A 19,343-nucleotide genomic window follows, 5' to 3' on the forward strand; every position below is an offset into this window, starting at 1 on the left:
GTTGTCCGCGACGGCCACCCGCTACGGCCACCCTGACACGGGCGAAACGCCGCGCCGGGCATGCCGTGCGGACGGATCGTCATGACGGCAAAGCCCGGCGGCGCCCCCCGGCAAAACGGATTCCCCACCCTAATGAGCGGCAGAGAGATGTCAACCCTTCACATACTTTGGGACGAATCCCACATCTGGGGGCTGCTGGCCTGGCGCGCGGCCGAGAGCATGGGCCTGCCCTACCGGCTGGTGCGGGCGCAAGAGATAGCCGACGGCCTGCTTTCCCGCAATCCCCCCGCCCTGCTGCTGGTGCCTGGCGGCACCGCCCGCCTCAAGGCCGACGCCCTGGGCGACGCAGGCATGCGGGCCGTGCGCGGCTACGTGGCCGGGGGCGGCCGCTATCTCGGCTTCTGCGGTGGCGCGGGGCTGGGCCTGACCGGCGAACACGGCCTCGGGCTGTGCCCGTGGTCGCGCGCGGCGTTCACCGACCGCATGCAGCACTTCGTGTCCGGCCACGTGCACGCCACGGTCAGCGCCGGGCACCCCCTGACCCCCGCCGGACTTGCGGCGGAACCGGCCCTGCCGGTGTGGTGGCCCGGCCGCTTCGCGCCGGAGGACGGCCACGACGTGGAAATCCTGGCCCGCTACACCGAGCCGGGCGGCGACTTCTGGGTGGCCGACCTGCCGCTGGACACCCTGCCCCCCGGCACCTTCGCCGAGTGGGAAGACCTGTACGGCATCCGCCTGCGGCCCACCTTTCTCGCCGGGCAGCCGTGCATCCTGCACGGAGCCTGCGGCAAGGGCAGCTACACCCTCAGCTACACCCACCTGGAAACGCCGGAATCGCCCCAGGCCAACCTGTGGCTGGCGCACCTGGTGGAACGGCTGACCGACGGCCCGACCGCCTCAGGTGGCCCAAGTGGCCCAAGCGGCCCAGGCGGCCTGCGCGCCGCCACGCCCCTGGTGCCCGCGTGGGAACTGGACGCCCTGCCCGCCCGCTGGCACGACGGCGGCCTGCTGCGCGCCCGCGCGCTGTTCGACGACATCGTGACCATCGGCATCAACCACTGCCTGTTCTTCCGGCGCAATTCGTGGCTCATCGGCTGGCGCGCGGGCATTCCCGGCGCCAACCTGAACAACCTGCACGCGGCGGTGTGCACCGCCGTGTCCACCCCGCCCACTCCCGCCGCCGAGGCGTACTGGAACGAGCGCAAGGAGGATTTCCTCCACCGGCTGACCCTGTTCCACAAGGGCGTCACCGGGTACCTGCTGGCCGAACGGCTGGCCATGACCCTGTCCAAGACCTTTCCGGAAACCGTCTCGCGCCACAGCCTGAAGGAACAGCGCGCCGCCCTGTTCGGCCCGCCCATGGCCAGCGGCGGCCTGTACGCCGAACTGCTGGACGTGCTGGACCAACTGGTGTTCCTGCAACTGCACGGGTAGGGGCTGTTTCCAAATTGTCCCTTCGCCCGTTGGCTGCGTCAAACTTCGCCTGCCATTTCGGTCAAATACGATAAGAGTATGCTCCCTCATAGCAGGCTCGTTTTCCTTGCCAACAAACGAAAATCCTAATTTAGAAACAACCCCTAGCCCGGCGCACGGACGCCGCCGGGGCGACGCCGGGATTGTGCCGGAATGGCGGCTGGACAGCGCACCGGGCAGGGGCGTAGGTTGCATGGGCGGGCATCCCTCCGGCATCGCCAACATTCCGCAATCGCAGCGCATTCCTGCGCCGCCGCAATTCCGTGCCGCAACGCCCGCACCGGAGAGGAGAGCGCACCGCAGGGCCACACTCCATGAACGAATTCGTCACCCAACTCCACGACCTGCTGCCCGACATCGCCCGCCTTGCCGCCTCCGCCGCCTTCGGCGGGCTGGTGGGCTACGAGCGGGAACGCAAGGGACAGGCCGCCGGTTTCCGCACCAACATGCTGGTGGCCGTGGCCGCCTGCCTGCTGGGCCAGCTTTCGCTGTACATCTCCACCATCGCCCATGCCGACGCCGCCCGCGTGGCCTCGTACGCCGTGTCGGGCATCGGGTTCATCGGCGGCGGAGCCATCCTCAAGGGCAAGAGCCGGGTGCGCGGGCTGACCACGGCCACCATGCTGTGGGTGGTGACCGGGGTGGGGCTTTCCGTGGGCATAGGCATGTACGTGCCCGCCCTGTGCACGGCGCTGGTGGTCACGGCCATCGTCTACCTGTCGCCGCAGATGCACCGCGTGGCGGCCCATGCGCAGCGCTACTACATGCTCACGGTGTCCGCGCCCGGCGGGTCCGCGCCCTTCGACGCGGTGGTGGCCGCCCTGCACGACTACGGCTGCGAGGACGTGCAGGTTTCGGTCTACGAATGCGACGCCGCCACCGACCGCTGCCGCCTGGTGGTGCGCATCGCCACCGACGAGGACCTGGACTGGCATGGCCTGGTGCAGATGGTGCGGGCCATTCCCGATGTGGCGTCGGTGCATCTGGGGGAATCCGGCGTTCCCTAAGGGAGCATGGGGGCGGCAAGCGCCCTGCATGGGGGTTTTCCCCCATATCCCTGAATGTTCGTCCAACCCGCCATCATTGCAGGCCATTTCCGCGCACGGCCGGGCCAATCCGGCGTCCGCCATGGCCACTTCCACCCGAAGGGGGACGTATCCGTCCCCACGCGGCCACGCCCGGCGCGTCCCGGCACGGCACGGAACGGCAGGATGGTGGGCATTGCACCACCTTGCCTGCCGCCTGAAATCGCGTATAGCCTATCCCCATGGACCGTCCCATAACCGGCCAACCCATGACGCGCCGCCACGCCGCCTGGCTCTTCCCCGCCCTTGCCGCATACTGCGCCGCCACCTGGCTTGACGCCAACGTCTTCGCCCTGAACACGCACAACCTTACCCCCCTGCGCCTCGGTGCGGGGGTGGCCATGGTGGTGTGCCTGCGCACCGGGTGGCAGGCCATGCCGCTCATCGCGGCCCTTGCGCTGGCCGTGGCCCTGTTTGCCGGACCGGAACGGTCCGCCGCCCTTCCCTTTTCCTGCGCCCTGTCCGCCGCCGTGTCCGACGCCCTTGCCGGCGGCCTGGCCGCCATGCTGCTGCGGCGGGTGTTCTCCGTGCCCCCCGCCAGCGTGCCCGACCTGTTCCGCGCCGTGGGCCGGGTCTGCCTGCCCGCCGCCGTGGCCGGGGCGGGGGTCATCGCGCTGCAGCAGGCCAGCGGGGGGCACGTGCCGTGGAGCCTGGCCGGGCACATGTTCGCCACGCTGGTCATGGCGGTGAGCCTGGGGCTGCTGCTGGTCTACCCGCTGTACCGGGCCTGCGCCGCGCACCGCTGTCTCACCAGCCGGGAATGCCGCTGGGTGGGGGGCGTGCTGGGGAGCAACATGGTGTTCCTCGCCCTGTCGTTCAACGGGTACGGCGGGTGCATCTATTTCATCATGCCCCTGCTGGTGCTGCTGGCCTACCATGCCCGCCTGCACGGGCTGATGCTGGCCCTGGTGCCCTCCGTGATGGCCGTGTCCTACAGCGCCACCATGGGGTTCGGCCCGTTCCAGATGCCGACCGCGGGCGAGGCGGCCTTCCTGCTGGCCGCCTTCCTGTGCAGCACCACCCTGGTGACCCTGGGAGTGGCCCTGCACAACCGCCAGTTGCTGGACGCCGACAGCACCCGCGAAATGTGGGAGCGGAAGGCCATGCACGACCCGCTGACCGGGCTGTTCAACAGAAGCCGGCTGGACTGCGCGCTGGAGGCGGAACTGCGCCGCGCCCAGCGCTCGGAGGACGTGCTGTCGCTGCTGATGGTCGACGTGGACAACTTCAAGGCCTACAACGACATCCACGGGCATCTCGCGGGCGATGCCTGCCTGCGGGCCGTGGCCCACGCCCTGCGCACGGAGGTGCACCGCTCGCCGGACCTGGTGGCCCGCTACGGCGGCGAGGAGTTCGCCTGCGTGCTGCCTGGCACCTCGGAACAGGGGGCGGCCCTGATGGCCGAACGCATCCGCCGGGCCGTGGCCGGACTGTGCATCGCCCATCCCGGCGGCACGCCGGCCGGGCACGTCACCGTCAGCGTCGGCATAGCCACGGTGCGCGGCGGGCGCAACGCCACGCCGGACCTGGTCATCGACATGGCCGACCGGGCCCTGTACCGGGCCAAGGCCGAAGGACGGAACAAGGTGGCCACGGCGCCCGGAGCCCCGTCCCCGCTGGCCTGCCTGCACGGCGGGCTGCGCCTGCCCGGCGAACTGCTGCGCCTTTCGTGGAGCCGGTCGTACGAATGCGGCGACGCGGGCATCGACGCCCAGCACCGCCAGTTGTTCGAGATGGTCAACCGGCTGCTGGCCGCCTTTCTGGACAACGCCCCCCGCGCCGCCTGCCTGGCCATCATCCACGAACTGCTCACCGCGCTCACCCAGCACTTCCGCGACGAGGAGGAGGTGCTGCGCAGCCGGGGCTACCCCGACACGGACCACCACGCGGAACTGCACGCCACCCTGCTGGAGGCCGCCGGCAACCTGGCCGAGCGCTACGAGCGCGCGGACCTGCCCCTTGACGAGGCGCTGGAGGTCATCGCCAACGAGGTGGTGGCGCGCCACATGCTGGACGACGACACCAAGTTCCACCCTTACGTGCGGGCCACATCCACGCCGCGCGCCGCCTGACCCCCGGCGCGGCGGCATGGCGCGTGCCGTATCCTGCCGGACCCTGCCGGCCCCTGCCGGGTCTGCCTGTCCCGCCGGTCCCTCCCCTCTCCCCACGGCCATCCCGCAACGGAAAACGGCGGCCAGGGCCGCCGTTTCATGACACCCCCCTCACCACGGACGGCAGGGGGATTTTCGTCGTGCATCCGGTGTCACGCATAGGGAATCTCGCGTTCTCCGAACGATTCGTAATCGGCCACCGGAGCGAACCGCGGCAGCGGCGGAATGGGGTCGTCCAACTGGCGGAGGCACCTGCGCGCCCGGCCCAACAGCCCGTCGGCGATCATGGAGGGGCCGTTGCACGCGTTGACCACGTAGTCGCGCACATCGGCGATGTTCTGGAACACCACGGCCCCGCGCAGCACACGGTGCCGGGGAAAGTTCAGGTAGAACACGGAGGAAAGCACGAATCCCCCCGCTTCGGAACGGTACAGGGCCAGTTCCCACCAGTTGGGGGCTATGCCCATCCATTCACGGTCGTCCACCGTGGCCAGGTGTTCGCCGGTGAAGACGAGGTCTTCGCGTCCGTTACGGTGCAGTCTGATTTCCTGCATGGCGCCACTCCTGCGGTTTGAGGGTGGAGGGGGTGACCGCAAGCCCGCCGCGCCCCGGCATGATGCGGAACGCAAACGGGAGGAGAGAATCCTGCCGACAGCGTACACCAAAATGGACGCCCGTGTGAAATGATTTTCCGAAAAACCGCCACGGATTATCATCGATATCACGCACCCCCCACCAATGCCTTGGCAATCCACCGGGTTACGGAATATCATGCCATCATCGCCCCGTCGGCGGGCAGCATCCCCAACCCTTGCCAGGAAGCACCATGCCCTTCACGCGCCCTTCGCACCGCCGCCAGCCGTCCGGACCGCCCCGCCACCCAGCGCGCCGCGCGCTGGCGTGGACGGCGCGCGGCCTGGCGCTGCTGGTGCTGGGATACGTGCTGGCCGTGGCCGTGCTGGGCGCGGTGCCCCGGCCCACGGACAGGCTTTCGCTGCCTGCGTGCTGCCTGGCCACCAGCGCCGCCCGCGTGATCGAGGCGGAACGGGACGGCCCGAATGCGCCAGCCGTGCCGGATGCGACTGACGCGACGGACGCGCCGGTTGTGCCGGACGCGGCGGAAGACACCGCGCGGCAAGCGCCCCTCGTGACCATCCATGTGATCAGCAACGGAGTGCATGCGGACATCGTGCTGCCCGCACAGGTGCAAGGGGAACCGGGGCTGGCGGAAGTGCTGGGACTGGACGGCGCGACGGACGGCGCGCCCGCCCTGTCGCCCCATGCCCATCTGGCCGTCGGCTGGGGCGCGCGGGAATTCTACCTGACCACGCCCGCCTGGGACCAGGTGCGTCCCGGCGTGGCCCTGCGGGCGCTGGCCCTGGCCCCCGCCGTCCTGCACGTGGAGGTGATGCCGGGGCCGCCCCTGCCCGACGCGGATACCCGTACCCTGCACCTTACGCGGCAGGGCTACCGGAACCTGGTGGCCTTCGTGGCCGCCAGCCTGTCCCGCGACACGGCGGGGCGGCCCGTGCGCATCGCCGCCACGCAGCAAGGCAACGGCGCGGGCTACGGGCCGGGCTACGGGCCGGGCAGCCTGTTCCTTGAAGCCACCGGCCGCTTCAGCCCCCTGCGCACCTGCAACACCTGGGCAGCCGAGGCGCTGGCCACCACCGGGGCGCGCACCCCGGTGTGGACGCCCCTGCCCCAATTCGTGCTGCACCACCTGCCCCCGGCGCAGTGACGCGCCGATGCGCCTTTCACTCCCCTAAAACGGCGACAGGCCGAAGGGACCGCCCCTTCGGCCTGCGACCACATGACTCGCCCAGGAGACAGGGCGTTGCCAACTTCGCGTTGCGGACGTGCCGCGCGACGGCAGGGCCGCCGCGCGCACGTTCCGCCACGCAGGATTCCGGCACGCATTCGTGACGAACCCATGCGGCGAAGCGAATGCGCGACGTTCCCGACGCGGTGTACGGGCACCAGGGCGTCGGAAAGCATGGCGGATTCGCCTGCCGGGAAAGCCGGTGTGGAAGCGGAGGACGGCAGCCCGCGCGGGGCGGGCGTTGCCTTGGGGGCACGGTGGGTGTCCGGCGGCCCCCCGGCGCGGGGCGCGATCACGAAGGATCGGCCTGGCGGGCCGGGTCGCGGGCGGGAGCCGCCTGCGCGCTGGCGCGGGCGGTCGCATGCCGACCGGAGTCACGCGTGGCACTCTGTCCTTTTACCTGAGAGTTTCGCCACCCCGGTTCCCTGCGAGGACATGGGCGGTTTGCTCCTTCGGTGCTCCACTGGTGGAGGCTCTCCAGAGGCTCGTCGGGCAGCAGTCCTTTCGCCTGAAAGATTTACTTCGTCGGCGCCCCATGCCGTTTGCCGCCGGCTGGGGTCTCTCCTGCTGTCGTCATCCGAAACCAAGCGTGAATGGGGGTGTATCCGGTTGCCGGGGGAAACGCAAGCGCTCTCGTAACACACTGGCATTCCCCGCAAAACATGCCGTTTACACAAACAGTCGCCGTCCGTTCCGCGCTACCCCGGCGTCAGCGGCCGCACCGCCAGCAGCCGTTCCTTCAGTTCCGCCGGGTCGGTGATGGGGGCCGAGCAGGCGTAGTTCTCGCACAGCCAGGCCGTGGCGCGGTCCTCCACCGGGGCGAGATGCGCGGTGAACGGCACCAGCGCGGCCAGGTCGCGCGCGTTGTCGCTGGTCCGCAGGTGCAGCACCGTGGTGGGGGCGTAGGTGCCGCGCACGGCGGCCAGCATGGCCTCGGTGTCCGGCTGGTCCGGCTCGCCCGCCACGATCACCGACCGACCGCCGCTGAGCGCGAAGTCCACCCCGCACAGGAACATGGTGGAACCGATGGGGTGATGGCGCACCTGCGTGGCGAAGGCGCGCAGCACGCCCCGCGCCCGCTCGCCGTATTCCGGCCGCCCCAGCAGCAGCGAAAGGCGCAGCAGGTTGAACAGCGAGGCGGCGTTGCCCGAGGGCAGCGCGCCGTCGTGCCCTTCCTTGCGGCGCACCAGCAGGGCGTCGCCGTCGGCCGGGGTCATCCAGTAGCCGCCGCCCTCGGGGTCGTGGAAGAAGGTGTCCTGCACCTCCTGCAACCGCAGGGCGCGGCGCAGCCAGCGCACCTCGCCGGTGGCGCCGTACAGTTCGATGAGCCCCCAGATCATGAAGGCGTAGTCGTCCAGCAGGCCGGGAACGGCGGCCTCACCGTCGCGCCAGCGGTGCAGCAGACGCCCTTCCGGGGTGGACATGCGCGACAGCACGAAGTCCGCGGCCGCTGCGGCGGCCTCCGCCAGGTGCGGCGCGTCGAAGGCCTGGGCGCAGCGCGACATGGCGGCGATGGCCAGGCCGTTCCAGTCGGCCAGCACCTTGTCGTCCAGGTGGGGGCGCGGCCGCCGCGCGCGCAGGTCGAACAGCGCGGCGCGGGCCGCCTCAAGGCGTTCCTCCACCTCGCGCTGGGGCAGGCCCAGGTCGCGCGCGAGTTCGCCGGGGGTGCGGGGCAGGTGCAGGACGTTGCGGCCGGTGCGGCTGCGGGTGGCCTCGTCCTCGTAGTTGCCGTAGGCCGTGCAGCCGAAGGCCCGGGCCGCCAGGTCCGCGTCGGAAATGTGGGCCGGGTCCGCATCGGAGACGGGGCCGCCGCCCACGCCATGCCCCACGTCACTCCCCACGACATTTCCCACATCGAGCGGGGCGCAGGCCTCCTCGAGGTCCGCCAGGGTGAAGGTGTAGAACAGCCCTTCGCCGCGCGCACCGTCCAGTTCGCTGTCGGCGTCCTCGGCGCTGTAGAAGGCCCCCTCGGGCGAGGTCAGGTCGCGCAGGACGTAGGCGGCGGTCTCTTCCGCCGTACGGCGGAACTCGCCGTCGCCGGTGGCCAGCCACGCCTCGGCGTAGGCCAGCATCAGCATGGCCTGGTCGTAGAGCATCTTCTCGAAGTGGGGCAGCAGCCAGCGGGCGTCGGTGGAATAGCGGTGAAAGCCGTAGCCCACGTGGTCGTGGATGCCGCCGCGCCGGATGGCCCGCAGGGTCTGCGCCGCCATGCGCAGGGCCTTGGCCCCCGCGGGCTCGGCCTGCGCCTGAGCGGGGGCGGCCGGGGACAACCCCGTCTGCCCGGCGGCGTAGCCGTTGCGGCGCGCCCAGCGCAGCAGGAACAGCAGGTTGTGCGGCGAAGGAAACTTGGGCGCAGCGCCGAAGCCGCCGTTGGCCTCGTCGAATTCCGAGGCCATGGCCTCGCAGGCGGCGTGCAGGGTGCCCGCGCCGGGCAGGCGGCCGTCGGCGGGCGGGCGCAGCATGGCCTCCGCATGGCGGCGCACGTGCTCCACGATGCTGTCGGCGGAATCCAGCACCTCGCCGCGCTTGTCGCGCCACACGGACAGCACGCGCGGCACCAGGTCCATCAGCCCGATGCGGCCGGGCCGCGAATGCTTGGGCAGGTAGGTGGCGGCGAAGAAGGGCCGTCCGTCGGGCAGGGCGATGATGGTCAGCGGCCAGCCGCCGGTGCCGGTCAGCATCTGGCAGGCGGCCATGTAGGCGGCGTCGATGTCGGGGCGTTCCTCGCGGTCCACCTTGACGCACACGAAGGCGTCGTTGAGCAGGCGGGCCACCTCATCGTCCTCGAACGACTCGTGCGCCATGACGTGACACCAGTGGCAGGTGGAGTACCCGATGCTGACGAACAGCGGCCGGTCCTCGTCGCGGGCGCGTTGCAGGGCCTCGTCGCCCCACGGGTGCCAGTGCACGGGGTTGTCCGCGTGCTGGAGCAGGTACGGGCTCTTGGATTCGGACAGGCGGTTGGCCCGGGACGGATCGGAACCGGCGCCGGGGCCGGATGCGGCCGAACGGGCGGAAACGCCGGGCGTGTCGGACTTTCCGGAGAGGTCGGACATGGAATACCCCTTGCGGTGTCGCGGGCGGTGAACGGCCGTGACGGTGCACGGCCCCGGCACCGGGCCGCCCGCCGCACGGACGCCCCGCTCCCCTCCCGAAGGCGCACACTGGCCGGGTGTTCCATGGCCCGCGGCAGCAGGCCAACGCATGCACCCTACCTTATGCATGCCCTATCAGACTCGCGCCATGCGGGCAACGTGGCTGTACAAAAAGAAAAGGCTCGCAGCCGCGTGTGCCCCCCCCCGGATGTCCCCCAAATGTTCCCCGGATGTTCCCGGACGCCCTTGTCCGCCGACATTCGTGCAACGCTTGCGGCACGGCGCTCCATCCTGTAAGTTTCCGCAACCTTCGGCCATGCTCTGACCGTGCGCCCGCCCTCCCTCCGGGCGCGAGGACCGCCATGCGGGTCTTCCCCCTGCGGCAACGCCTGTTGCTCCTCCTCGCCATCCTCTCGTCCCTGACGCTGGTCGCGCTGGGGACGTTCTCCTACGTGCGCGCCAAGAACATCATGCTGCACGGGGCCGAATCGGCCATGGCCCTGCAAGCCGACACCCTGGCCAACGCCATCGTCAGCCAGTACGCCGGGGAATACGCCCGCGCCGTGGCCGGCCTACGCCAGGACCCGCGCGTGGCGGCCTGCCTTGCCGGACGCCCCTACGACCGGGAAGGGCTGCTGGCCAGCTGGTCCAGCTTCCTGCGGCTGCGCTCCGAGGCGTTCTTCGTCTATTTCGCAGACCTGTCGGGGCGCGTCCATGCCATCCAGCCCCTGCGTGAACTGCCGCCCGACTTCGACGCCCGCACGCGCCCATGGTTCCGCAGGGCCATGGAACACCCCGGCGTGGTGGGTTGGTCCGACCCGTACACCGAATTCATCACCGGCAAGACCGTGGTCAGCACCGTGGCCACCGTGGACGCCCCGGAGGGCGGCAAGCCCCTGGGCGTGCTTGGCCTGGACATTACCGCCGACGGGCTGCGGAACATCCTGTCCGGCGTGGCCCTGCCCTCTGGCAGCGGCCTGCTGGTGCTCACCGCCGACGGACGGCCGGTCACCGCCACCGGGCTGGGGGCCGCGCTGGCCGACCGCGTGGACGCCACCCCCCTGCGCAACCTGGCGCGCGGCACCCACACCGCCCACGCGCCCCCCGGAAACGGCCACGCCATGGGCGGCACCATCGGCGACAACGCGGGCAACGGCGCCACCTACCTGGACGTGGACGGCGAGCGGGTGCTGGCCGCCGTGCGCGCCGTGCCCGGCCCCGGCTGGCGGCTGGTGCTGCTGGTGCCGCAGGAGGAACTGCTGCGCGCCGTGGCCCCCATCCGCTACGGCACCGTCCTCGCCATCGGCGGCATGCTCACCCTGTTCGCCGTGCTGTTCGCCACGGCCACCGTGGGGGCGTCCGGCCGGGTGGGCCAGCTTGCCGAGTACATGCGCAGCGTGGCGCACGGCGACTTCACCGTGCGCAACCTGTTTTCCGGCCGCGACGAATTCGGCGCGCTGAACCGCCACCTGAACGAACTGGTCATGGCCCGCCGCGACGCGGAGGCCGCCCTGCGCGACGCGGAGCGCCAGCACCGCGAACTGGTGGAAAACGCGCCCATCGGCATCTTCCGCACCACGTGGGACGGCACCATCCTGGTGCTGAACCAGCACGGGGCCGCGCTGCTGGGCTTCCGCGACGTGGCCCACGCCCGCGCCCTGCTGGACGATTCCGTCATCCCCCTGCACGTCGAGCCCATGGACCGCCAGGCCATGCTGGACGACCTGGCCGCCGGAGAGGTGGTGACCGGCCAGCGGCTGCGCTGGTACCGGCGCGGGGGCGAGACCATCTGGATATCGCTGTACGCCCGGCGCACCGGCACGGCCGGGGAGCCCGAGGTGGAAGGGTTCTTCCTGGACGTGACCGGCCAGGTGGAAGACACCATGCGCCTGGAACAGCTGGCCACCACCGACGAGCTGACCGGCGTGTCCAACCGCCGCCACTTCATGGCCCGGCTGGAGGACGAGGCCACGCGCTCGCAGCGCTACGGCCGCCCGCTCTCGGTGCTGCTGCTGGACGCCGACCATTTCAAGGCCGTCAACGACACCTGGGGGCACGAGGCGGGCGACATGGTGCTGCGCCACATCACCGACGTGATGGGGCTGTCCCTGCGCGAGAACGACCTTATCGGCCGTCTGGGGGGCGAGGAATTCGGCGTGCTGCTGCCGGAAACGGCGCTGGACCGCGCCCTGCGCACGGCGGAACGCATCCGCACCGCCGTGGAGGACGCTCCGGTGGCCGTGCGCGATGCCTGGGTGGGCTGCACCGTCAGCGTGGGTGCGGCGGAATACCGGGGCGCCAACGATTCGCTGGACGACCTGATCCGCCGCGCCGACCAGATGCTGATGCGCGCCAAGGAGGGCGGCCGCAACCGGGTGTGCGCCCCGCAAGCCACGCCCACCTGCCCGGACGGCGCGGGCAGGGATGGCACGTCCGGGAACGGGGCATCCGGAGACGGGGGAGACGGGACGGGGGCGGCCTGACCGCGCGAAACCGCCTGCCCGCCGCTACGCCACCACTTCCTCGGGGTAGATGGCCTCGAACCCCACCTTGTACGCGGCAAAGCGCCCCTCGGCGATGGCCGCGCGCGCGCCGCGCACCACGTCGAGGAAATAGGTCAGGTTGTGCACCGAGTTCAGGCGGAAGGCCAGCAGTTCCTTGGCCACGTACAGATGGCGCAGGTAGGCGCGCGAGAAGGTGCGGCAGGCGTAGCAGCCGCACGCCGGGTCCAGCGGGCCGTCGTCCTCCGCGAATTCCCTGCGCTTGATGTTGATCTTGCCCAGCGAGGTGTACAGCGTGCCGTTGCGCGCGTTGCGGGTGGGCAGCACGCAGTCGAACATATCCACCCCGGCGGCGATGCCGTTGACGATGTCCAGCGGCGTGCCCACGCCCATCAGGTAGCGCGGCTTGTCCGCGGGCAGCATGGGCGCGCAGTGGTACAGGATGTCCATCATCTCCGGCTTGGATTCGCCCACCGAAAGCCCGCCCAGCGCGAAGCCGTCGAAGTCGATCTGCGTCAGTTCCCCGATGGAGCGCTCGCGCAGGTCCTTGAAAAACCCGCCCTGGGTGATGCCGAACAGCAGGTTGCCCGCCGCGCCCCTGGGGTGGGCGTCGCGGCAGCGTTGCGCCCAGCGGGTGGTGAGGGCCAGCGACTTCTCGGTGTACGGCCGGTCGGCCCCATAGGGCACGCACTCGTCCAGCACCATCATGATGTCGGAATTCAGGTTGCGCTGGATGGACACCACCTTCTCGGGGGTGAACAGGTGCTTCGACCCGTCGAGGTGCGAACGGAACTCCACCCCTTCCTCGGTGATCTTGCGCAGGGCCGACAGGCTGAACACCTGAAAGCCGCCGCTGTCCGTCAGGATGGGCTTCTTCCAGGCATTGAAGCCGTGCAGGCCGCCGCGCCGGGCCACCAGCTCGTCGCCGGGGCGCAGGTACAGGTGGTAGGTATTGCCAAGGATGATCTCGGCCCCGATGGCGTCCAGGTCGTCGGGGGCCACGGCCTTCACGCTGCCCACCGTGCCCACGGGCATGAAGATGGGCGTGCGCACCGGGCCGTGCGCGGTGTGCAGCACGCCGGTGCGGGCCGCGCCGTCGGTGGCGTGGATATGGAAGGTACCGGGAATTTCGGCAGGGGCCATGGCGGTGGAAATTTCGGTCTGGTTCGGCATGGCGCGCACCATAGCGGCGGGATGCGCGTTTGAAAAGGGGGGAACGCACGGCCTGCGGGGCGGCCCGCCACGCAAAACGCCCGCCCCGGCATTCCGGAGCGGGCGCGTGGGCGCGTCGGGAATGCGGCTACAGTTCCACCCGCACGGCGGCGGCAGCGCGGCGGGCCTTGTCGCGGGCTTCCTCGATGGTTCCGCCAAGGGCCAGGGCCACGCCCATGCGGCGCTTGCCGTGCACCTCGGGCTTGCCGAACAGGCACAGCCCGGTGTCCGGCTCCGCCAGGGCGGCCTCGATGGAGTGATAGCTGGGCGATGCGCTGTCGCCCTCGGCCAGCACCACGCACGAGGCGGCCGGTCCGTTCTGGCGCAGCGCGGGCACGGGCAACCCCAGGATGGCGCGGGCATGCAGGGCGAATTCGCTGAGGTTCTGCGAGATCAGCGTCACCAGCCCGGTATCGTGCGGGCGGGGCGAAACCTCGCTGAAGTAGACCTTGTCGCCCTTGATGAACAGTTCCACCCCGAAGATGCCCCACCCGCCAAGGGCGTCGGTGACGGCCTCGGCCATGCGCCGGGACTCGGCCAGGGCGGCCTGGCTCATGGGCTGGGGCTGCCACGATTCGCGGTAGTCGCCTTCCTTCTGCAAGTGCCCGATAGGGTCGCAGAAGGTGATGCCGCCCGCGTGGCGCACGGTAAGCTGGGTGATCTCGTAGTCGAAGTCCACGAAGCCTTCCACGATGACCTTGCCGCCGCCCGCGCGGCCGCCGGTCTGGGCGTAGTCCCACGCCTTCATGACGTCGGCCTCGGCGCGCACGGTGCTCTGCCCCTTGCCGGACGAACTCATCACCGGCTTGACCACGCAGGGCAGGCCCACGGCGGCCACGGCCTCGCGGTATTCCGACCCGGTGGCGGCGAAGCGGTAGGGCGAGGTGGGCAGGCCCAGTTCCTCCGCCGCCAGGCGGCGGATGCCCTCGCGGTCCATGGTCAGGCGGGCGGCGCGGGCCGTGGGCACCACGCGGAAGCCTTCCCTTTCCAGTTCCAGCAGGGTTTCGGTGGCGATGGCCTCGATCTCGGGCACGATGCAGTGGGGGCGTTCCGCCTCGATGATCCGGCGCAGGGCCGCGCCGTCCAGCATCGACACCACGTGGCTGCGGTGGGCCACCTGCATGGCGGGCGCATTGGGGTAGCGGTCCACGGCAATCACCTCCACGCCGAGGCGCATGGCCTCGATGGCCACTTCGCGGCCCAACTCGCCGGAGCCGAGCAGCAGGATGCGGGTTGCGGAGGGGGTGTTGGGGGTGCCGATGGTGACCATGTGCTGCTCCTGCGCCGCGTGGGCATGCTGATGATGAGGGGGAAGGCCGCGCCGACCGCACGGATGTGCCATGCCCGCACTTCCAACGCAAGGGAGCCACGCGCGGCAATGCGCCGCGCCGCCGCCGGAATGATGCACCCACTCCTGCCGGTACGTGCGGCGCCACTTCACCCCACCTTGCGGCTACGGGCGTCCTTGCGCTATGCATGAAACGTGGTGGGTGAACCGCCGCCACTGCAACACCACTCCGCCGCATGCGTCCGGCACCCCTATTCGGCGCGCCGGGAACCGGCCCGCTTCCCGGAGTTCTGGATGACCACCGCCCCCGACCGCCCGCTGCCGCCCGCCACGGTGCTCATCGTCGATGACGCCGCCCCCAACCGCGCCCTGCTGCTGCTTCTGCTGCGCGACACACCGTTGCGCTGCATGGAGGCCGATTCCGGCAGCGCGGCACTGCGCATCTTTCGCGAACACCCCGTGGACCTGGTGCTGATGGACGTGGTGATGCCCGACATGGACGGCACGGACACCGTGCGCGCCATGCGCGAGGAAGAACGCCTGCTGGGCCGCCGCCCGGTGCCCATCGTGGCCCTGACCGCCCACGACGGCCACGAGGACATGCTCCGCTGCGCCGACGCGGGCTGCAACGGCCTGCTCACCAAACCCATCACCCGCCAGGACCTTATGGCCACCATCGCCGCCCATCTGGCGGGGTGAGAGCAACCTGCGGAAACCTGTGCACGCAAAAGGCGCCCCGTTTCCGGAGCGCCTTTTTGTCTGTTTCATCCCGCGCGGCCCAAGCGGCACGCTGCGGGCCCCAAAACGGTGATGTCGGCACAAGGAGGATTTTTGTTCTCTGCCGAGGAAGAACGCCTTTTCGTGGAGGGAGTGCGGCAGCCGTTAGGCGAGTCCGCGAGCCTTACGGATGGCGACCGCAACGCGCTCTTATCGTACTCGACCGGAACGAAAAGGCGTTCTGACGAAGGCAGAGGGCAAAAAGCCCCTTGTGACGGCATCACCTAGTGGCCAGAGCCGCCGAGGTAGGCATCCTGCACATCCGTATTCGCCAGCAGGCTCGCCGCCGCATCCTCCATGACCACCCGGCCCACCTCCAGCACGTAGCCGCGCGTGGCCAGCTTCAGCGCGGCGCGGGCGTTCTGCTCCACCAGCACCACGGTCATGCCGGTCTTGTTGATGGCGCGCACGGTCTCGAAGATGGACTTGACCAGGATGGGGGCCAGCCCCAGCGAGGGCTCGTCCAGCAGCAGCACCTTGGGGTCGCCCATGAGCGCGCGGCCGATGGCCAGCATCTGCTGCTCGCCGCCGGACAGGGTGCCCGCAAGCTGGTCCTTGCGTTCCAGCAGGCGGGGGAACAGCTCGAAGATCCAGTCCCGCGTCTTGCGGATGCGGGCCTTGTCGTTGCTGGTGAAGGCGCCCAGGTTCAGGTTTTCGAGCACGGTCAGGGTGCCGAACACCCGCCGCCCCTCGGGCGACTGGGTGATGCCCTCGCGCACCACGGCGTGGCTGGGCATCTCGTGCAGGGCCTTGCCCTTGAAGTAGACGCCGCCCTGGCTGGGCCGCACCAGCCCGCTGACGGACATCAGCGTGGTGGTCTTGCCCGCGCCGTTGGCGCCAAGGATGGTCACGATCTCGCCTTCGTCCACGTGCACGTTGATGCCGTGCAGGGCCTCGACGTTGCCGTACTTCACATGCAGGTCGCGCAATTCCAGAAACATCGTCTCTCCCGATATCCGTTGGAGCCTCGGCCCACAGGGGCGGCATGTTCCGGCAATACGTGTTGCCGTTCACCTGCCCGGGGCGGATGAAGCCACCTGTTCCCGGGCTGGCGGCCGTGTCGCTCACGCGATTTGGAATCCGCTACCGAAAGAGGTTTTTTGCTTCCTGGCAAGGAAGGCGAGTTCCGGGCGGAGGGAGTATATTCTTTCATATTCGACCTCCGCACGGGACGAGCCTGACGCAGCCAGGGAGCAAAAGGACCTTTCGGAGCGGATTCTAATCGTCGGTGTCGGCACCAAGATACGCCTCGATCACGCGCGGGTCGTCCTTGATGGCCGCGGGCACCCCCTCGGCCAGCAGCGCCCCGTATTCCAGCACCACCAGCTTTTCGCACACCTTCATGACCAGGCTCATGTCGTGCTCGATGAGCAGCACGGTGATGCCCCGGTCGCGGATGGCGCGGATGGTGTCGATGAGCGCCGCCGTCTCCTGGTCGTTCATGCCCCCGGCGGGCTCGTCCAGAATGATGAAACGCGGGTCGGTGGCCAGGGCGCGGGCAATCTCCAGCAGCCGCTGGTTGCCGTAGGACAGGTTCTTGGCCAGGTTGGCGTGTTCGTCGGCCAGCCCCACGAATTCCAGTTCGCGCGTGGCGCGCAGCAGGGCGCGGCTTTCCTCGGCGCGCTGGGCCGGGGTGCGCAGCATGGCCGCCAGCATGCCCGACTGCATGCGACAGTGGCAGCCCGCCAGCGCGTTCTCGATGACCGACATGTTCTGGAACAGCCGGATGGTCTGGAACGTGCGCGCGATGCCCTGCTGCACGATGCGGTGGGTGGGCAGCCCCTTGATGGTGCGGCCGTCGAAGAAGATGTCGCCGGAATCGGGCTTGTAGTTGCCGGTGATCAGGTTGAACACCGTGGTCTTGCCCGCCCCGTTGGGGCCGATGAGCCCGACGATGGACCCTTCGGCCACGTCGAACGTCACGTTGTTCACGGCCACCAGCCCGCCGAAGGTCTTGGTCAGGTTGCGCAGCGCGAGCAGGCTCATGCCCCACCCCCCGCCTGTGCAGCGGCCGCGTCGCCGCCCTTGCCGGTGATGCAGCGGATGCGCTCCGGCAGCTTGTAGAAGCGCGGCAGGGGCGGCAGCATGCCCTGCGGCCGGAAGATCATCATCACCACCATGGCAAAGCCGAAGGCCAGCATGCGGGCGCTGGCGAATTCGCGGAAGAATTCCGGCATCCCGATGAGCAGGAACGCCCCCAGCAGCACGCCCCGGTTGGAGCCGCCACCCAGGATGACGATGGCGAAGAGCACCACCGATTCCCAGAACGAGAACGATTCCGGCGAGATGATGGTCATCTTGGCCGCGTAGATGGTGCCGGTCATGCCCGCCCAGAACGCGCCCAGCACGAAGGCCCACAGCTTGTACGAGGCGGTGTTCACCCCGCTGCCCTCGGCGGCGGTGTCGTCTTCCTTGATGTAGTTGAGGGCGCGGCCGAAGCGCGAATTCTCCAGCCTGCGGAACAGCAGGATGGAACACGCCACGTACGCCCAGACCAGGTAGTAGAAGTGGATGGGCTTGGCGATCCTGAACCCGAACACCGTCGGCCGCGAGATGCCGAAGATGCCGTTGGCCCCGCCGGTGAGCCCGAACACGTTGTTGATCAGCGCGATGCGCACGATCTCGACGATGCCGATGGTCACGATGAGCAGGTAGTCGCCGCGCAGGTGGATGATGGGCCGCGCCACCAGCATGGCGAACAGCGCGGCGGCCAGCCCGGCGAAGGGCATGGCCCACAGCACCGGCACGCCCCACATGGTGTTGGCGATGGCCGTCACGTAGGCGCCCACGGCGTAGAACGCCGCGTGGCCCATGTGGAACAGCCCGGCCTGGCCCAGGATGATGTTCAGCGAAAGCGCCAGCACGGAGTACAGGCCGATGCTGACGAACACGTCCGTCCAGTAGGGGTTCAGCAGCAGGGGCAGCACGGCCACCACCACCGCGATGCCCGCGTAGCTCGTGGTGCGCGACACCGTCATATCTTGTCGGCCACCCTTTCGCCGAGCAGGCCCGTGGGCCGGATGATCAGGATGAGGATCAGCACCAGGAAGGCGATGGCGTCCTTCCACGCGATGGAGATGTAGGCCGAGCCCAGGGCTTCGATGACGCCCAGCAGAAGGCCGCCCACCATGGCGCCGGGTATGTTGCCGATGCCGCCCAGGATGGCGGCGGTGAAGGCTTTAAGGCCGTAGACCCAGCCCATGGTGAAGTCCACCTGGCCGTAGTACAGGCCCACCATCACCCCGGCCACGCCGCCCAGCGCCGGGCCGATCATGAACACCAGCGAGATGACCCGGTTCACGTCGATGCCCATGAGCTTGGCCGCGCCCTGGTCGATGGCCGTGGCCCGGATGGCCGTGCCGATGCGGGTGCGCTGGGTGAACCAGTACAGGGCCAGCATCAGCCCCACCGAGGCGGCGATCATCATGATGCGCACCAACGGCACGTCGATGCCCATGATGGACAGCACGTAGCTGGGCCGGATGCCGCCGGGGTAGACCTGGATCTTGGCCCCGTAGATGAGCATGACCGCGTTCTGGAAGAAGATGGAGGAGCCCAGCGCCGAGACCACGGCGGACAGGCGGCTGGAGCCGCGCAGGGGCCGGTAGGCCACCCGTTCCAGCAGGTAGCCGATCAGCGCCACGAGCCCCATGACCATGACCAGCACCAGCAGCACCGCCCCGGGCCCGGACACCGCGCCCGACAGGCCGAAGGCGGTGAACAGCGTGAAGCCGAAATAGGCCCCGATGGTGAACAGGTCGCCATGCGCGAAATTTATGAGTTTGAGCACACCATAGACCATGGTGTAGCCCAGCGCGATGAGCGCGTAGATGCCCCCCACCGCAAGGCCGTTGGTCAACTGCTGAAAGAATTCTTCCATACGCGTCCCTGTGCTTCTTCTCCCCACGCCGCCCGCCCTGCCGGATGGTCCGGCGAATGGTACGGCGGACGATACGGGCGCTGCGGCGCGAAACGCGGA

Annotated in this window: 14 protein-coding genes and 2 riboswitches; of the genes, 6 read left to right on the top strand and 8 right to left on the bottom strand. The window is 69.7% G+C overall.

Translation table 11 applies throughout. From position 1 onward, the window contains the following. Nucleotides 1-147: 147 nt before the first annotated feature. The 3 genes from ACR4XJ_RS01545 to ACR4XJ_RS01555 all read left to right on the top strand — a co-directional run bounded on the left by ACR4XJ_RS01545 (nt 148) and on the right by ACR4XJ_RS01555 (nt 4,630). Nucleotides 148-1,434, top strand: coding sequence for a BPL-N domain-containing protein (locus ACR4XJ_RS01545; RefSeq protein ID WP_434753550.1), 1,287 nt, complete (start codon nt 148-150; stop codon nt 1,432-1,434). A gap of 353 nt (nt 1,435-1,787) precedes the next feature. Further along, nucleotides 1,788-2,480 carry an MgtC/SapB family protein gene (locus tag ACR4XJ_RS01550; RefSeq protein WP_434753551.1) on the top strand — a complete coding sequence of 231 codons (693 nt, stop codon included), beginning with the start codon at nt 1,788-1,790 and terminating at the stop codon, nt 2,478-2,480. Nucleotides 2,481-2,740: 260 nt separating this feature from the next. Continuing rightward, the gene (locus ACR4XJ_RS01555; RefSeq protein WP_434753552.1) at nt 2,741-4,630 is read left to right on the top strand and encodes a diguanylate cyclase; all 1,890 of its coding nucleotides are present in this window, start codon (nt 2,741-2,743) and stop codon (nt 4,628-4,630) included. Nucleotides 4,631-4,821: 191 nt separating this feature from the next. Here ACR4XJ_RS01555 and ACR4XJ_RS01560 read toward each other — a convergent pair whose 3' ends face one another. Next, nucleotides 4,822-5,223, bottom strand: coding sequence for a hypothetical protein (locus ACR4XJ_RS01560; RefSeq protein ID WP_434753553.1), 402 nt, complete (start codon nt 5,221-5,223; stop codon nt 4,822-4,824). A gap of 272 nt (nt 5,224-5,495) precedes the next feature. Here ACR4XJ_RS01560 and ACR4XJ_RS01565 point away from each other — a divergent pair, with 272 nt between their 5' ends. Beyond that, nucleotides 5,496-6,410, top strand: a complete 915-nt coding sequence (locus ACR4XJ_RS01565) for a TIGR02117 family protein (RefSeq protein WP_434753554.1) — start codon at nt 5,496-5,498, stop codon at nt 6,408-6,410. A 467-nt stretch (nt 6,411-6,877) separates the two neighbouring features. Then, nucleotides 6,878-6,974, bottom strand: a riboswitch (glycine riboswitch). Between the two features lie 3 nt (nt 6,975-6,977). Further along, nucleotides 6,978-7,068: riboswitch (glycine riboswitch) on the bottom strand. Nucleotides 7,069-7,189: 121 nt separating this feature from the next. Here ACR4XJ_RS01565 and ACR4XJ_RS01570 read toward each other — a convergent pair. Then, the gene (locus ACR4XJ_RS01570; protein ID WP_434753555.1) at nt 7,190-9,547 is read right to left on the bottom strand and encodes a thioredoxin domain-containing protein; all 2,358 of its coding nucleotides are present in this window, start codon (nt 9,545-9,547) and stop codon (nt 7,190-7,192) included. A 401-nt stretch (nt 9,548-9,948) separates the two neighbouring features. On the opposite strand from ACR4XJ_RS01570, the gene ACR4XJ_RS01575 reads away from it, so the two are divergent. Next, the gene (locus tag ACR4XJ_RS01575; protein WP_434753556.1) at nt 9,949-12,069 is read left to right on the top strand and encodes a diguanylate cyclase; all 2,121 of its coding nucleotides are present in this window, start codon (nt 9,949-9,951) and stop codon (nt 12,067-12,069) included. Between the two features lie 24 nt (nt 12,070-12,093). Here the strand turns inward: ACR4XJ_RS01575 and tgt are convergent, their stop codons facing one another. Further along, entirely contained in the window at nt 12,094-13,230 is a 1,137-nt protein-coding gene (gene tgt, locus ACR4XJ_RS01580) for a tRNA guanosine(34) transglycosylase Tgt (protein ID WP_434753844.1), read from the bottom strand. A gap of 157 nt (nt 13,231-13,387) precedes the next feature. Beyond that, nucleotides 13,388-14,569, bottom strand: coding sequence for a formate-dependent phosphoribosylglycinamide formyltransferase (purT, locus tag ACR4XJ_RS01585; protein ID WP_434753557.1), 1,182 nt, complete (start codon nt 14,567-14,569; stop codon nt 13,388-13,390). Between the two features lie 312 nt (nt 14,570-14,881). Between purT and ACR4XJ_RS01590 the strand changes: the two genes are divergently transcribed. Beyond that, a complete protein-coding gene (locus tag ACR4XJ_RS01590; RefSeq protein WP_434753558.1) occupies nt 14,882-15,286 on the top strand; it encodes a response regulator in 405 nt (134 codons plus the stop codon). Nucleotides 15,287-15,588: 302 nt separating this feature from the next. Here ACR4XJ_RS01590 and ACR4XJ_RS01595 read toward each other — a convergent pair whose 3' ends face one another. The 4 genes from ACR4XJ_RS01595 to ACR4XJ_RS01610 all read right to left on the bottom strand — a co-directional run bounded on the left by ACR4XJ_RS01595 (nt 15,589) and on the right by ACR4XJ_RS01610 (nt 19,244). Continuing rightward, a complete protein-coding gene (locus ACR4XJ_RS01595; RefSeq protein ID WP_434753559.1) occupies nt 15,589-16,305 on the bottom strand; it encodes an ABC transporter ATP-binding protein in 717 nt (238 codons plus the stop codon). 277 nt (nt 16,306-16,582) lie between these two features. Then, nucleotides 16,583-17,350, bottom strand: coding sequence for an ABC transporter ATP-binding protein (locus ACR4XJ_RS01600; protein WP_333505751.1), 768 nt, complete (start codon nt 17,348-17,350; stop codon nt 16,583-16,585). Beyond that, a complete protein-coding gene (locus ACR4XJ_RS01605) occupies nt 17,347-18,342 on the bottom strand; it encodes a branched-chain amino acid ABC transporter permease (RefSeq protein WP_434753560.1) in 996 nt (331 codons plus the stop codon). The genes ACR4XJ_RS01600 and ACR4XJ_RS01605 overlap by 4 nt, the downstream gene beginning before the upstream one ends. Continuing rightward, nucleotides 18,339-19,244, bottom strand: a complete 906-nt coding sequence (locus ACR4XJ_RS01610; RefSeq protein WP_434753561.1) for a branched-chain amino acid ABC transporter permease — start codon at nt 19,242-19,244, stop codon at nt 18,339-18,341. Before ACR4XJ_RS01610 ends, ACR4XJ_RS01605 begins: the two co-directional genes overlap by 4 nt. Nucleotides 19,245-19,343: the final 99 nt, after the last annotated feature.

The organism is Nitratidesulfovibrio sp. D1, assembly GCF_051133415.1.
Taxonomy (GTDB): Bacteria; Desulfobacterota; Desulfovibrionia; order Desulfovibrionales; family Desulfovibrionaceae; genus Cupidesulfovibrio.